Below are 15,739 nucleotides of genomic sequence, written 5' to 3'. Positions count from 1 at the left end.
TAATACCTCCGAATTTTGAAACTTTATAATATATAGACTTAATTAGCGTTCTTCAATTGGTACATATTTACGGTTAACATCACCGATATATGTTGCACGAGGACGCATAATTCTGTTATCTCTTAATTGTTCTAAGATGTGTGCAGTCCAACCCGATGTACGACTTACCGCAAAAATTGGTGTAAAGAGATCATGATCAATGCCCATGCTGTGATACACTGTCGCACTGTAGAAGTCAACGTTAGGTAATAATCCTTTTTCTTCTTTCATGATTTCTGCAATTTTAACAGAAACATCGAACAATTCACTTTGTCCAGTTTCATTAGTGATTTTTTGGCTCATTTCTTTCAAGTATTTCGCACGTGGATCACCATTTTTATATACCCGGTGACCGAAGCCCATTACTTTATCTTTATTTGCAAATGCTTTTTGTAAGTAATCTTCAACGTTGTCCACTGAACCAATTTCAGTCAACATTTGCATCACACGTTCATTTGCACCACCATGTAATGGCCCTTTTAACGATGATACTGCAGCAGTGACACCTGAATACATATCTGATAATGATGACACGGCACAACGCGCTGTAAACGCAGATGCATTCAATTCGTGATCCGCATGTAAAATCAATGCTTTATTAAAACCTTCTACTTCTACATCAGTCGGTTTTTCCCCTCTAAGCATATATAAGAAATTCGCTGCATAGCTTAAAGAAGGATCAGGCTTAACTGGTTCTTTTCCTTCTCTTACTCTTGCAAACGAAGCAACGAGTGATGCGATTTTTGCTTGGATACGAATCGCACGCTCTTGTAATGCTTCTTCATCGTTATCATCGGCATTTTCATCAAAGTGTGCTAAATATGAAACCGATGTACGTAAAGCCGTCATAGGATGTACTTTATCAGTCGTATATTCTTCAAAATGACTATACATTCTTGGATTTAAAGTCATATACTCAAATAATTTTTCTTTTAATTCTGATAATTCTCGTTTCGTCGGTAATCGATAATTCCACAATAAGAAAACAATCTCTTCAAATTGTGCATTTTCAGTTAAATCATCAATATCATAGCCCGCATATGTGAGTTGGCTATCGATAATTGAACTGATTTTTGTTTCAGCTGCGATTACCCCTTCTAAACCTCTCATTAATTCTGCCATATGAATTTCCCCTTTACTTTATATTCGTTCTTTGTAATGGCTTTCAATAACTATTATAGCCAATATGATACCTTTTGTGAACTTTTTAAGAACTGACATATGTCAGAATAATCTTATAATAATTGGGTTAAAATGATTTCATTAATTTCTAAAACACTGATATAAAGCGTTTTCTGTTATGTTTTCATCACTAATTTTAGAAAAAACACATCATCATTTGCATTCATTATCATTAATAATAAAAAGATTTGATGACAGAGGATAATTGTAGAAACATTAATTTAAGTGTAATTAAACTCTTTTTGCATACAAAGTCGCACTACTATCCAGAATGATGTTTGACATCACACTTCAAAAAAGGTCGATAAGGCATATTCACCTTACCAACCTTTTAAAATTAATACAGTATCATCTATTAAAAAAATTATAGCACGTTTGCATAACCTTCATAAACTTTACCTTGTGTCGCATCGACTGTCACTAATGCGTTATCAGGAATTATATCAACGACATTGTTAACACCTACGACTGTTGGAATGCCTTTTTCAAGTCCTATGATAGCACTTGAAGAAGTTAAACCAGCTTCTTCAGTGACTAAAGCAACAGCCTGGTCTAAATATGGGATAATGCTTTCGTCAATCGATGGTGTCACGATAACAGCTTGGTCTAAGTCGCGACCTTTTAATTCAGAGCCATTGTTGACAACGACTGTTCGACCTACTGCTGAGTTACGACCAATACCTTGACCACTTGCTAAGTCTTCACCTACAAGATGTAACTTCATTAAGTTTGTCGTACCAGATTCACCTGTTGGTACACCTGCAATGATAATGAGTAAATCACCGTTTTCAACACGTTCGCTTTCGATGGCTGTTGCTACAGAATTGTTCAATAATTCATCTGTAGTAAAGTTACCTTCACGAACGACTGGGTATACCCCCCATACAAGTGTACATTGACGCGCTGTTGTTTCGAATGGCGTGACTGCGATAATGTCAGATTTTGGTCTGTATTTCGAAATCGTACGCGCAGTTTTCCCACTTTCTGTTGCAGCCACAATCGCTTTAACACTTAAGTTTAAAGCTGTGTGTGCAGCAGATACACCAATGGCGTTCACAAGTGATGTTTCAACAAGTTTTGTACGGTCTGATAACAGTTGTTTGTAGTTTTGAGCCTGTTCAGCAGCTACTGCGATATCATGCATTGCTTTAACGGCTTCTTCTGGATAAGCCCCTGCTGCAGTTTCACCCGAAAGCATAACTGCATCTGTACCATCGTAAATTGCGTTCGCTACGTCAGACGCTTCTGCACGCGTAGCACGAGGATTACGTTGCATTGAGTCTAACATTTGTGTTGCAGTAATAACTGGTTTACCTAGCTTATTACATTTACGGATTAAATCTTTTTGTACAATCGGCACTGCTTCTGGTGGAATTTCAACACCCATATCCCCTCTGGCTACCATTAAGCCATCAGAAACTTCAAGAATTTCTTCAATATTATCGATACCTTCTTGGTTTTCAATTTTTGGGATAATGCTAATTGTACGGTTGCCCACTTCTTCTAAAATTTTACGAATTTCTAGAACGTCACTTGCTCGACGAACGAAACTTGCCGCAATGAAGTCAACGTCTTGCTCGATACCAAAACGAATATCTTGCGCATCTTTATCTGTAATACCTGGTAAGTTAACACGAACACCTGGTAAGTTAACACCTTTTTTATTTTTAAGTTCTCCCGTATTTAAAACTTTACAGTGAACTTCGCCAGCTGCATGATCAATAGATTCCACTTCTAATTCAATCAAGCCATCATCTAATAAAATAAATGAACCGACTTCAACATCGTTAATTAAGTTTTCGTATGTGACAGAGAACTTTTCCGCTGTACCTTCAACTTCCTGCATGCTCACGATGACATGTGATCCTTTTTCAAGCGTAATGATGCCATCTTTCATGTCATGTGTACGGATTTCAGGTCCTTTAGTATCAAGTAAGATACCAATATTTTTCTCTAACTTTTTCGCTATTTTACGAATTGAACGAATACGTGCTGCATGTTCATCATGTGAGCCATGTGAAAAGTTTAATCGCGCAACGTTCATACCTGCTTTCATTAACTTTTCTAACATATCTTCTGATTCTGATGCTGGTCCAATCGTACAAACGATTTTAGTTTTTTTCATTGGAAATGCCTCCTATAATTATATAGATAATTCTTCAGTTAAACCTAACATACGTTGGTTAATTTGACGTTCTGATGTATTGAAAATGTCATCAAAATTAGTCGCAACTAAGCGGTTGTCTTTAATCCCGACACCTTTAGCCGTTTCGCCGTTAAGTAAAAGCTCAACAGCATAGCCCCCTAAACGTGATGCAAGTACACGGTCTGCACCTGTTGGGCTACCACCACGTTGAATATGACCGAGCACAGATACACGTGCATCAACATTAATATATTTTGTTAATTCTGATGCGCACATATCACCCGTCATACACCCTTCTGCAACGATGATGATAGAATGCTTTTTACCTCTATCGATACCGTGTTGAATTTTTTCTGCGATATCTTTAATGTCTGTTTCTGTTTCGGGTAAAATGATTGTTTCAGCGCCTACAGCTAAACCTGACCATAATGCTAAATCTCCGCAGTCACGGCCCATAACTTCAATGATAAAAGTGCGTGCGTGGCTTGAAGCAGTATCTCGGATTTTGTCCACAGATTCAATAATTGTATTTAACGCTGTATCAAAACCGATTGTAAAATCAGTACCATTAATATCGTTATCAATAGTACCTGGAATACCAATCGTTTGAATTTCTTTACATTCTTCACTAATACGTTGTGCACCACGGTAACTTCCGTCGCCACCAATAACGACTAACCCTTCAATTCCACGCTTTCTAAGGTTTTCAATCCCTTTTTGGCGTACTTCTTTTTCTTTAAATTCTGGGCAACGTGCTGAATATAAGAAAGTACCTCCGCGTTGAATAATATCACCAACTGAACCTAATTCGAGTTTGCGAATGTCATCATTGATAAGACCTTGATATCCTTGATACACACCATAGACTTCAATATTGTGATAAAGCGCTTTTCTTACAACTGCTCGAATTGCTGCATTCATCCCCGGAGAATCTCCGCCACTTGTTAAAACTGCAATTTTTTTCATGTAGACATACCCTTTCTTGCATAGTTGTTATGTTAAAAATACCACAATTTCATTGTGCATTCCATCAAAAAAAGAGACAAAAACAAATGAAAACGGTTTATTCAAATGAATTCATCAATCCGCCATATTTCATGTTTTCATAGCACTTTCATTCAATTGTAAAAGTATTTTAAATCACACGCTGTTGTATCTATGCTGTATAAATCATATACCCAAAAATGAGCATTTTAAGATTTTATTGACATGATTCTACTAGAAATTCAAAAAAATAGTTTCATAGTGATATTCAACGCACAACTTTGCTTATTTCTTCACATACTATTATAAAGGACGCAATTATTTTTGTATATCAATATAGAACGTGACGATTCATGGCCATATTGAAAGTGATGAACCGTGCTAGATATGTCTATTGAGTGCAATGATTCACGCACTTTTTGACCTGTCTGCCCTTTCATCAAAACGTTTAATATAAAAAGATAATGGCCGCTTTAAGTAAATCAAGCATATCAAAAAAATAGTATGAAGCCCCATGATTCAAAGACTTCATACTATGCTTGTTACACAAACTTATTCAACATATGAACCAATATTACGGAATTTTTCAAAACGATCTTCTTTAATATCAGCGGGTGTCATATGTTCAAACGAGGCTAAATGCTTGGTAAACTTTTGCTTAATACGCTTTGCTAACATCTCAACGTCGTGATGCGCACCACCTAATGGCTCTTTCACCACTTCATCAATAATGTTTAATTCTAGCAAATCATATGCCGTAATTTTCATCGTTTCTGCCGCAATTTTAGCCAGAGAGCTGTCTTTCCATAAAATACCGGCCGCGCCTTCTGGTGAAATGACAGAGTATGTACTGTTTTCTAACATCAATAAACGATTGCTCACACCAAGACCTAATGCGCCACCGCTTCCACCTTCACCAATGACGATTGAAATGACAGGTACGGTTAAACCTGCCATAGAAACGAGGTTACGTGCAATGGACTCACTTTGACCACGTTCTTCGGCTGCTTTACCAGGATATGCACCTTTCGTATCAATGAATGTGAAAATAGGTCGGTTAAACTTTTCAGCTTCTTTCATCAATCTCAACGCTTTACGATAACCTTCAGGATGCGCCATACCAAAGTTACGGTAAATATTATCTTTCGTATCTTTACCGCGCTGTTGACCAATGACTGTTACAGGTTGACCATTGAAATAAGCTAATCCCCCTACGATAGCGGGATCATCCCTAAAGTTACGATCGCCATGTAATTCGATAAAATCATCAAAAATGTAGGGAATATAGTCGAGTACGGTCGGTCTTTCAGGTAATCTTGCTATTTGAACACGATCCCACGGCTTTAAGGAAGTGTAAATTTTTTCTTTTTCTGTTTGCAATGCAGCTTCAAGAATTTCGATTTCATCAGACAAATCGACATCATTTTTCGCTTGCGTTTCTTTCAATGATTCAATTTTAGTTTGTATATCTTGGATCGGTTTTTCAAAATCAAGCATTACTTTTTCACCTCACGATGCATATCAAATAACGTCGCTAACGTTTTCTTCATTTCACTACGATGCACAACTTTGTCGAGCTGACCATGTTCTAATAAAAATTCAGCCGTTTGGAAATCATCCGGTAATTTTTCATTAATTGTTTGTTCGATGACACGGCGTCCTGCAAACCCGATTAAGGCTTTCGGTTCTGCCAAATTGATATCGCCGACTGATGCAAAACTTGCAGATACCCCACCTGTAGTTGGATGTGTCATATAGGAAATGAACAATAGACCTGCATCAGAATGTTTTTCTAAAGATACACTTGTTTTAGCCATTTGCATGAGCGAAATGATGCCTTCTTGCATACGTGCCCCACCAGATGCCGTAAATAAGACAAACGGGAGTCGCTCTTCTGTACAATGATCGACAATGCGACAAATTTTTTCACCAACTACAGAACCCATGCTGCCCATTCTAAATCTTGGGTCCATGACACCAATACCAAACTTAATGCCATTGAGTTCTGCAGTTCCAGTGACGATTGCTTCATTTAATCCTGTTTTCTCTTGGTCTTTTTCAACCTTTTCTTCATAGCCAGGAAAGTTTAATGGATTTGCAGAGGTCATCCCTTTATCAAATTCTTCAAAAGTTCCATTATCGGCAATTGCTTCAATACGGCCATAAGCTGATAATTGAATATGATGATCACAATTAAAACATACATTTAAATTTTCAGTGAGTTCTTTTGTGTACATAATTTTTTTACAGTTTGGACATTTCGTCATTATGCCTTCAGGAACTTCATTTTGTTTCGAATCTTGAACCGTAACATATTTTTTCTTTTTAGAGTTACGGTTAAAAAAGTCTTTAAACATCTTTATTACCTCCACTTTTCCATCGGCTATCAATCAAGCTTGTATTATTTCTTTAAATCTGTGAGTGATAACGTCTTCTCGTATACATCGTCTGGATCGACTTCAATACGGGCTACTCCTGATTCCATTGCCGCACGTGCTACTTCTCGTGCTACAGATGGCGCGACACGATAATCGAACGGACCAGGAATAACGTAATCTGGGTTGCGCTCTTCATCCGTAATTAAGTTAGCAATCGCTTCAACAGCTGCACGTTTCATTTCTTCATTGATATGTGTGGCACGTACATCTAAGGCACCACGGAAAATGCCTGGGAATGCCAAGACATTATTAATTTGGTTTGGAAAGTCTGAACGTCCTGTACCAATAACTTTAGCACCTGCATGCTTAGCTTTGTCTGGCGTAATTTCAGGATTTGGGTTCGCCATTGCAAAAATAATAGCATCATCATTCATAGACTGTACCATTTCTTCAGAGAGTGCATCTGCGACTGAAACACCGATGAAAACATCTGCGCCTTCGATGACATCGACCAATTTTCCTTCAACTTTATCTTTATTCGTCCATTTCGCTACAGTATCTTTCGTTTCATTCATCCCATATGGACGCCCTTCATAAATAGCACCTTTAGAATCACACATAATCATATGACGTACACCATATGAATAAAGTAATTTAACAATCGCAATACCGGCAGCACCCGCACCATTAAGGACTACTTTAATATCTGCTAAGTCTTTATCAACAATACGTAATGCATTGACTAAACCAGCTACCGTTACGATAGCAGTACCGTGCTGATCATCATGAAACACTGGAATTTTTGTCTCTTTTTTCAGGCGTTCTTCAATTTCAAAACAGCGCGGTGCAGAAATGTCCTCTAAATTGACACCACCAAAGTTAGGTTCCACGAGTTTCACTGTACGGATAATTTCTTCTGTATCATTCGTTGCAAGTGACAATGGGAAGGCATCAACGCCTGCGAAACTTTTGAACAGTACCGCTTTCCCCTCCATGACTGGGATACTCGCTTCAGCACCAATATTTCCAAGTCCGAGAACAGCCGTGCCATCTGAAATAACGGCTACCATGTTACTTTTCATCGTATAATCATAAACACGACTCGGTCTTTCATGTATATCTTTACAAGGTTCAGCTACACCTGGAGAATAGGCTAAGCTTAATTCCTCTTTATTCGTTACCTTAACTTTTGGACTAACGGCTAATTTGCCATGATTTTCTTTATGCATTTGCAGTGCATCATCTCTTAAGGACATTCATAATCATCTCCCATTTTCAAATTCCAACTATTTTTTAAGTCCTCTTTTAATCGCCATTATACTATAGCACATTATATTCGCATATCAAAGTCAGCTTTAACGCTTACATCATCGCTTACCCGCGCAAAATACCATCTCATTATAACAAACGGATATGTTCAGGTTCAATCGCTTCTAAAAGTGCATCTAAATAGTGATTAGGTTGCAATAAATAACCTTTAAATAGAAATTGATTGTTGCTTTCTTGATATAGGTACACAGCGATACTATTGTTTGATTGTTTTTGAGTTAGATACTGTTGCTCTAGTGTATCTGTCATACCTTCTCTAATCACAATTTTACGCGTCTGCTGTCTTTTTTCTGTTTCAAAGGCTTCAAAAGTCGTCAATCGGTTGATAATCAATTGAAGTTTGTCGTTTCTTTTTTCAAACTTGCCCCAAATGATATAAAACTTTGATGTCTCCAAAGTTCCGGTTAACTGTTGATACGTTTTCGGGAAGATGACACCGTCTATTGTCGTTATGCCGTCATTTAACTCAACAAACGCCATCTGTTGACCTTGTTTCGTTCGAATAACACGGACAGCATCTAATGTAATCAGAATCGGTTGGTGCGTCACTTGTGCTTGAAGCTGAAAAATGCCGAGATATTGTTTTTGCTTAAACGCCTTTTCAACAGGATGCGCAGTCACGTAAAAGCCTAAATATTGCTTCTCATAATCACTTAATTGTTGGCTCGGCATTTCTTCAGTTTCCGCATATTCTTGTTTAATGGTTGCAACACTCGCAAGAAGATCGGTATCAATACTGACATCTGTATCTGACACTTTATCAATTGATTGTAATAAGGTCGCGCGATTTTTGCCAAAACAATCCATCGCACCTGTTAAAATCAATGCTTCTAATGTACGCCGTGATCTTAAGCGACCGGGAATACGATTACAGAAATCAAAGAAGTCTTTAAAGGGACCTTGTTCACGTCTTTCATTCATAATCGTTTGTACCGTTTGATAACCGACACCTTTAATCGCACCTAATGAAATATAGATGCCTTCTTGTGTCGCGACATAACGCCATTGACTTTTGTTAATATGCGGACCGTGTATTGTAATGTGTTGCTGTTTCGCCTCTTGAATCATCATGTTTGTTTTCGTGTCATTACCAATCACATTACTTAAGATATTGGCATAAAAGTAAGCAGGGTAATGTACTTTTAAATAGGTCATGATGTAAGCAATCTTAGAATAACTTACTGCATGCGCACGTGGAAAACCGTAGTCCGCAAACTTTAAGATTAAATCAAAAATTTGACCACTTAACGCCTCAGCATAGCCTTTTTCTTGTGCACCATCGATAAAATGTTGCCGTTCATTTTCAAGGACTTCTCTATTCTTTTTACTCATCGCACGACGTAAAATATCCGCTTCACCATAAGAAAATCCTGCAAACTGACTCGCAATCTGCATGATCTGCTCTTGGTAGATAATCACCCCATATGTACGTTTCAAAATCGGTGCCAAATCCGGATGCAAATACGTAACTTGACTTGGGTCGTGACGACGACGAATGTAAGTCGGAATTTCTTCCATTGGCCCCGGACGATAAAGTGATGTCACGGCAACAATATCTTCAAAATGTTCAGGCTGTAATTTTTGTAAAACACGTCGTACACCTTCAGACTCCAGTTGGAAAATACCTGTCGTATCTCCACGTGACAACAGTTCAAAGACGTGTACATCATCAAAAGGAATTAGTTCAACATCGATGTCGACTTTTAAATCACGCGCCACTTGTTTGATGATTTGATGAATAATCGTTAAGTTTCGCAGTCCTAAAAAGTCGATTTTCAATAAACCAATGCGTTCTGCTTCCGTCATTGTCCATTGTGTCAGCAAACCTGTCTCTCCTTCAGTTAATGGGATGGACTGATATAGCGGTTGGTCGTTCACAATAACCCCTGCTGCATGCGTCGATGTATTTCGTGGTAATCCTTCTAACTTTTTACAATACTCAAACCACCGTTCATGACGATGGTTGCGATGGACAAACGCTTTGAAACGTTCTTCTTTATACGCGTCATCCAATGTAACTCCGAGTTTACTAGGAATTAATTTCGATGCTTCACTTAATGTCGTTTCATCAAAGCCCATTACGCGCCCCACATCTCGTGCGACGGCTTTCGCAAGTAAATGGCCAAACGTCACAATACCCGCAACACGGTAATCACCATACTTTTGCTGGACATAATGAATGACTTTTTCACGTTGCGTATCCTCAAAGTCAATATCGATATCTGGCATCGTGACACGCTCAGGATTTAGAAATCGTTCAAACAGTAAATCATATTGAAGTGGGTCAATTGTCGTGATATTTAACAAATAACTCACTAACGACCCCGCTGAAGAGCCCCGTCCAGGACCGACCATGACACCATTTGATTTTGCGTAACGAATTAAATCACTTACGATTAAAAAGTAATCCGCGTATCCCATCTGTGTGATGACGTCATATTCATATTTTAAACGTTCACGATAGCGCGCTTCAGTCAGTCCAAAATCCGTAAGTGCACGTTCTAACTCGGCCCATAAGTATGCATTCGCTGAACTACCGTCTGGCGTTACAAATTCAGGTAACAAGGCTTGATGATATTCGAGTTGAGCATCACACATATTTGCAATTTCATCAGTACGTGCGAGCCATTCTTCCGCAAATTGCGACTCATACAATGCATCGACATCATATATATGTTCTGTTGGCGTTTCGTATGAATCCACCAAATTGACTTTCGTATTATCACGAATCGCATGTAACACTTTTAATGTATTTTTATCTTCTGCCCTTTCATAATAAGCCGCCTGCATCAAAACTTTGGGCAACTCACACGCCTCGGCCGATTGATGGTCGATATAACATGTTGCCCCGTCAGGCATTTCATCGTGCCAATGCTTTTCTTGGTTTGTCATCTGCTTAAAAATAACGATCGTATCATGAAACAAATCTTTCTTTTCATAAATGGATACATGTTTCATTCGATTCACTTTAATATCAGATGACAGTTTAAATAAGTTTTTCAACCCTTGATTATTTTTAGCAATGACTACCGCTTCTAACACATTCAATTGATCAGTGAGGTAAACGGTCATCCCTAATAATGGTTTAATGCCATGCTGAATACACGCGTCATAAAACTGTGGCACACCATACATGACATTCAAGTCGGTAATTGCGATGGCTGAATATCCTAATTCAATTGTGCGCTGAACGGCTCCTTCGATTGTAATGCTTGAATTCAAAAGGTCATAAGCCGTATGAATATTTAAATGTGCAACCATCGTTAAGTCACCTTCTTTAACCTGTTATAGTTTTTGGCGGAGCGCTTCGGTAAGTGATTTAAATTCATCCCATGTGTTTACAGACACACCTGAAGCATTTGGATGTCCACCTCCACCAAAGTCAGCCGCAACATCATTAATCGTAATTTCTTTTGAACGGATGCGACAACGGATTTCTGCACCTTCGTCTACCGCAAACACCCAAATTTTCAAGCCTTTCAAATCGGCAATCGCATTTACATACAACGACGCTTCATTCGGTTGGATATCAAATTTTTCTAACACATCATGCGTAATTTTCACTTGGCAAAAGCCATCATCGAAAAGTTGGAAATTTTGCAGTACATAGCCATGAAACGGCATTAACCGCGGATCCTTTTCACCCAACTGATTCAATAGACGGTTGTGTTGAATATCATATTGTAACAACTGACTAGCGATGGTCATCGTTTTCGGCGACGTATTGTTGAAGAAAAAGCGACCTGTATCGCCGACAATACCTAAATATAACGCACTCGCAATTTTGTCATTCATTAAAGCTAAATCATTCGAACCTTGTATGAAATCGAAAATCATCTCACTGGTAGATGAAGCACTCACGTCAACATCATTGATTTCCGCATATGAATCTACAGGCGGATGATGGTCGATTTTAATTAATGCGTTGCCGCGATCGTAGCGGGCATCGTCAATGCGTGCGGCGTTTGCTGTGTCGCATACAATGACAAGTGCATCGTCATATTGCGCATCGTCAATCGTATCAAACGTTCCCATAAATCCAAGTGTCGGTTCTTCCGTTCCAACAGCATAGACATGTTTAGTTGGATATTTTGCTTTAAGATATTCTTTCAATCCAAACTGTGAACCTAACGCATCCGGGTCAGGTCGCACATGACGGTGAATAATAATGGTGTCATATTGTTGAATTTGTTCTTGAATTTCTGGAATAAATTTCATACTCAACGCTCCTTAATGATCTAATAATTGGCACATAATTAATGCTTTTGCAACAGATTGATTCGCACTGAACATCGTGACTTCTAACTTCGCAAAATTACGCCCCATATCTAAAATGGTATAATCTACTTCTACTTCGCTTTCGATTTGTACAGTTCGAATATAAAAAATATTTAAACTCTCAATCATCACTTCTAACTTTTTATGTTTACGCATCACAGATTTTATCGTTTCTTCAATGATAGCGACCGATACAGATTTACTCAATGTGCCGAATTGATTCGTCAGTTGCGGTGTAATTTCGACAATGATTTGTTGATTGCGAATCTCAATATGTTTCGCCACTTGATCATTAATCGTTTCACCTACTTGTGGCTGACGTCCGACAATTTGCATCGCCTTTAGTACATCTTCACGTGAAATAACGCCGACAAGTTGTTTTTGATTGCCTGTCACTGGCAGTAATTCTATCCCTTCCCAAATCATCAAATGGGCACAACTCGCAACCGTCGTATTCAGCTGGACACTAATCGCGGGTTTCGTCATCACGCGATAAAGTTTTTCGTCCAAATCTTTGCCGATAATGTCTTTACTTGTAATCAAACCCGCTAATTTGTTTTGACGGTCCACAATTGGAAAACGAGAATGAGACGTTTCTCGGGACTTTTTACCTACATCAGCAACCGTCATTTCATCGTATAAGAAAGAAGTCTGTTCGATTGGAATGACGATATCTTCAACGACTAAAATCTCTTTTTTAATCATCTGATTGTACATCGCTCTATTAATAATATTTGCAACCATAAATGTATCATAGTTGGAAGAAATGATAGGTAGATTTTGTTCATCTGCCATTTTTTTAATTTCGTCCGTCGTATCAAAACCACCTGTAATCAACACGGCACTGCCTCGTTCTAACGCAGCTTTTTGGACATCAAGACGATTCCCAACAATCAGCAACGTATTTTTAGAAACATAGTTGACGACATTGTCTACTTCCATCGCCCCTATCGCAAATTTAGTCAGTGAATTGAACTGACCGCCTTTACCACCAATCAAATGACCATCGACAATTTTCGCGATTTCTCCAAATGTTAGATGATCGACTTTGGCACGCGCTTTCTTTTCAATACGGACTGTACCAACACGGTCAATCGAAGCCACTAACCCACGTTGCCCCGCATCCTTAATCGCACGATATGCCGTCCCTTCTGAAACGTCCAAATCTTTCGCTATTTTACGGACTGAAATTTTTTGGCCTACAGATAATGATTCAATATGTTTAATAATTTGTTCGTGCTTTGTCATGTATCTCCCTCTATTGTTATGTCATATCACTGAAATATGTGATGCCTCTGAATAAAAGATAGTGATTCATTCTCAAGTAGATACCCCTTGATTGATTTGTGAGCTACTTCTAAATCCCCATACCATCAATTTTATTTCTTTTATTATAACGTTTTTCAAATCGTAATGCGAAGTGATAACCAATAAATGTTTAACTCCTATTTAAACCGGTTAAAATAGTGACGGTTTAAGATGTTTGATGTCATAACAAATTGCTTCATATGTATTGAATCACTTTTACCGATATTTTTGATACACTAGTTTTAAGGAGGATGATAGAGATGCATCAAAATATTTTACTTGCAGTGGATACAGATTTAAAAAATGCGAAAGCGCTCCAAGAAGTTGTTAAAATTTCAGGCGACAGCTCCGTTGTGACATTGCTCAATATCATCGGAGAACAAGACGTCCAAGCTTCTGTTAAAATGGGGACACATTATGAAGAACTTAAACAAATGCGTCACGAGCAAATGCAACCGACACGTGACACATTAGAACAAAATGGTTTGCAATATGAAGAAATTATCGAACGTGGCAATCCAAAAGAAAAAATCGTAAACTATGCGAATAGCGGCCAATACGATATCGTCGTTCTCAGTAACCGTAAAGCAGAAGCGGCCAAGAAATTCGTATTAGGTAGCGTAAGCCATAAAGTTGCAAAACGCGCAAAAATTCCAGTGTTAATCGTTAAGTAAGCTAAAAACAGTGAACAGACGCAATCCATACAGCTGGCAGGAATTGAAAGATTTTTATGCGTCATAACATTTATCACAATCAAGGGGCTCGGACAAATCAACGTCCAGCCCCCTTTTTAGTATGTATCAAATGCGTTTTAAAACCAATCCTCTATATCCATTAACAACCCCTTCACATGATAAAAACCAGTTGAAGTCACGCACATTTGAGTTGTTTTTGAAACTGAGATTTCATACCACTGAATGTTAACGAACAGTACACAAAAAAAGATTGTGAGGGCTATTCTTTATGAGATTTCTGTACTGCTCCCAAAATCCACAATGAATGGATGCGCTGGGAATCAATAAACGGTGTTCCAAAAGCAGGATTTTCGACAGAACTCCCCTCAGCCCCTAAGAACGCGAGTCCTAGATAGCAACAAATGAAGCAAATCCACTATCTTTCAAATTAACATGCCATATCAAAACAGTACAAGAACAATTCTAAAGTTCTACAGCTTCACCAGGTTTGACAATTTGAACTTGCCCGACATTCACAAGCTTTTTAAACGCTTCTGGATCTTGTTCAATCAATGGGAACGTATTGTAATGAATCGGCACAGTCAATTTAGGCTGAATGAATTCATTAATCGCATAACTTGCATCTTCAATCCCCATCGTAAAATTATCACCAATTGGCACAAAACATACATCAACAGGGTGACGATCAGCAATCAATTTCATATCGCTGAATAAGCCTGTATCACCTGTATGATAAATTGTCTTACCTTCTAATTCTAAAATGACACCCATCGGCATACCTAAGTACATTGGCATACCATTGTCATCCGTTAAGCTTGAACTATGAAACGCTTGAACAAATTTAACGACACCAAAATCAAATGTCCATTTTCCGCCGATATTCATAGGGTGTACGTTTTCGATGCCTTGATTTGTAGATAAATAATTCGCCATTTCAGCTGAACCAATCACTGTTGCGTTATTACGCTTAGCAATTTCAATTGTATCTCCAAAATGATCTTCGTGACCGTGTGTTAAAATCACGTAGTCTACTTTTAAATCCTCAATATTTAAATCTGTTTGTTCATTTCCTGTAATAAAAGGATCAATAATACCTGACTTACCGTTTGCTTCAAAATATACAGTCGATTGACCATGAAAGGATAATTTCATGTTCGCATCCTCCTTCATCATGTGTAATGCAGATTCCTAACTTTATATTAACAGGGTCTTCATCATAAATCTAAAATTTACGACTAGCAAAAGCCCCTTGTTTAAAGCATTTTTTCTCATACGTATTTCAAAAAACAAAATAACTTCTGCTATTTTTATTCACTTCACCAATGCGATTTAAACATCAAAGCGTGTGCACTTTGCATTCTCAAATCAACTGACTTAAAATAAATATGAAGAAATAAAGG

At 38.1% G+C, this 15,739-nt stretch carries 11 protein-coding genes; 1 reads left to right on the top strand and 10 read right to left on the bottom strand.

The features are described 5' to 3' along the window. Nucleotides 1–42 precede the first annotated feature (42 nt). The 9 genes from EL101_RS06320 to EL101_RS06280 all read right to left on the bottom strand — a co-directional run bounded on the left by EL101_RS06320 (nucleotide 43) and on the right by EL101_RS06280 (nucleotide 13,584). The gene (locus EL101_RS06320) at nucleotides 43–1,161 is read right to left on the bottom strand and encodes a citrate synthase (protein ID WP_096596848.1); all 1,119 of its coding nucleotides are present in this window, start codon (nucleotides 1,159–1,161) and stop codon (nucleotides 43–45) included. Nucleotides 1,162–1,585: 424 nt separating this feature from the next. Continuing rightward, a complete protein-coding gene (pyk, locus tag EL101_RS06315; RefSeq protein WP_096596846.1) occupies nucleotides 1,586–3,346 on the bottom strand; it encodes a pyruvate kinase in 1,761 nt (586 codons plus the stop codon). An 18-nt stretch (nucleotides 3,347–3,364) separates the two neighbouring features. Beyond that, nucleotides 3,365–4,333, bottom strand: coding sequence for a 6-phosphofructokinase (gene pfkA / locus EL101_RS06310; protein WP_096596844.1), 969 nt, complete (start codon nucleotides 4,331–4,333; stop codon nucleotides 3,365–3,367). A 570-nt stretch (nucleotides 4,334–4,903) separates the two neighbouring features. Further along, nucleotides 4,904–5,848, bottom strand: coding sequence for an acetyl-CoA carboxylase carboxyltransferase subunit alpha (locus EL101_RS06305; RefSeq protein ID WP_096556534.1), 945 nt, complete (start codon nucleotides 5,846–5,848; stop codon nucleotides 4,904–4,906). Then, nucleotides 5,848–6,708 (bottom strand): acetyl-CoA carboxylase, carboxyltransferase subunit beta, encoded by an 861-nt coding sequence (gene accD, locus EL101_RS06300; RefSeq protein WP_019165102.1) that lies wholly within the window; start codon nucleotides 6,706–6,708, stop codon nucleotides 5,848–5,850. Before accD ends, EL101_RS06305 begins: the two co-directional genes overlap by 1 nt. Nucleotides 6,709–6,752: 44 nt before the next feature. Further along, nucleotides 6,753–7,985 (bottom strand): NADP-dependent malic enzyme, encoded by a 1,233-nt coding sequence (gene ystJ, locus EL101_RS06295; protein WP_019165101.1) that lies wholly within the window; start codon nucleotides 7,983–7,985, stop codon nucleotides 6,753–6,755. Nucleotides 7,986–8,127: 142 nt separating this feature from the next. Beyond that, the gene (locus tag EL101_RS06290; RefSeq protein WP_096596842.1) at nucleotides 8,128–11,319 is read right to left on the bottom strand and encodes a DNA polymerase III subunit alpha; all 3,192 of its coding nucleotides are present in this window, start codon (nucleotides 11,317–11,319) and stop codon (nucleotides 8,128–8,130) included. 24 nt (nucleotides 11,320–11,343) lie between these two features. Beyond that, nucleotides 11,344–12,276: a DHH family phosphoesterase gene (locus tag EL101_RS06285; RefSeq protein WP_096596840.1), complete on the bottom strand. Its 933-nt coding sequence runs from the start codon at nucleotides 12,274–12,276 to the stop codon at nucleotides 11,344–11,346. 12 nt (nucleotides 12,277–12,288) lie between these two features. Next, nucleotides 12,289–13,584 carry a DRTGG domain-containing protein gene (locus EL101_RS06280; RefSeq protein ID WP_096543264.1) on the bottom strand — a complete coding sequence of 432 codons (1,296 nt, stop codon included), beginning with the start codon at nucleotides 13,582–13,584 and terminating at the stop codon, nucleotides 12,289–12,291. 320 nt (nucleotides 13,585–13,904) lie between these two features. Here EL101_RS06280 and EL101_RS06275 point away from each other — a divergent pair, with 320 nt between their 5' ends. After that, nucleotides 13,905–14,318, top strand: coding sequence for a universal stress protein (locus EL101_RS06275; protein WP_019165097.1), 414 nt, complete (start codon nucleotides 13,905–13,907; stop codon nucleotides 14,316–14,318). 483 nt (nucleotides 14,319–14,801) lie between these two features. Here EL101_RS06275 and EL101_RS06270 read toward each other — a convergent pair whose 3' ends face one another. Next, nucleotides 14,802–15,491, bottom strand: coding sequence for a metal-dependent hydrolase (locus EL101_RS06270; RefSeq protein ID WP_096596838.1), 690 nt, complete (start codon nucleotides 15,489–15,491; stop codon nucleotides 14,802–14,804). Nucleotides 15,492–15,739 lie beyond the last annotated feature (248 nt).

Origin of the sequence: Staphylococcus delphini (genome assembly GCF_900636325.1) — a bacterium.
Taxonomy (GTDB): Bacteria; Bacillota; Bacilli; order Staphylococcales; family Staphylococcaceae; genus Staphylococcus; species Staphylococcus delphini.
This window is presented reverse-complemented; position numbering and strand designations above follow the sequence as displayed.

Bases quoted from the DNA above. Each gene is read 5' to 3' on its own strand.
- pfkA (WP_096596844.1), bottom strand. From the start codon at position 4,333: ATGAAAAAAATTGCAGTTTTAACAAGTGGCGGAGATTCTCCGGGGATG.
- EL101_RS06320 (WP_096596848.1), bottom strand. From the start codon at position 1,161: ATGGCAGAATTAATGAGAGGTTTAGAAGGGGTAATCGCAGCTGAAACA.
- EL101_RS06270 (WP_096596838.1), bottom strand. From the start codon at position 15,491: ATGAAATTATCCTTTCATGGTCAATCGACTGTATATTTTGAAGCAAAC.
- EL101_RS06305 (WP_096556534.1), bottom strand. From the start codon at position 5,848: ATGCTTGATTTTGAAAAACCGATCCAAGATATACAAACTAAAATTGAA.
- EL101_RS06280 (WP_096543264.1), bottom strand. From the start codon at position 13,584: ATGACAAAGCACGAACAAATTATTAAACATATTGAATCATTATCTGTA.
- EL101_RS06275 (WP_019165097.1), top strand. From the start codon at position 13,905: ATGCATCAAAATATTTTACTTGCAGTGGATACAGATTTAAAAAATGCG.
- ystJ (WP_019165101.1), bottom strand. From the start codon at position 7,985: ATGTCCTTAAGAGATGATGCACTGCAAATGCATAAAGAAAATCATGGC.
- EL101_RS06290 (WP_096596842.1), bottom strand. From the start codon at position 11,319: ATGGTTGCACATTTAAATATTCATACGGCTTATGACCTTTTGAATTCA.
- EL101_RS06285 (WP_096596840.1), bottom strand. From the start codon at position 12,276: ATGAAATTTATTCCAGAAATTCAAGAACAAATTCAACAATATGACACC.
- pyk (WP_096596846.1), bottom strand. From the start codon at position 3,346: ATGAAAAAAACTAAAATCGTTTGTACGATTGGACCAGCATCAGAATCA.
- accD (WP_019165102.1), bottom strand. From the start codon at position 6,708: ATGTTTAAAGACTTTTTTAACCGTAACTCTAAAAAGAAAAAATATGTT.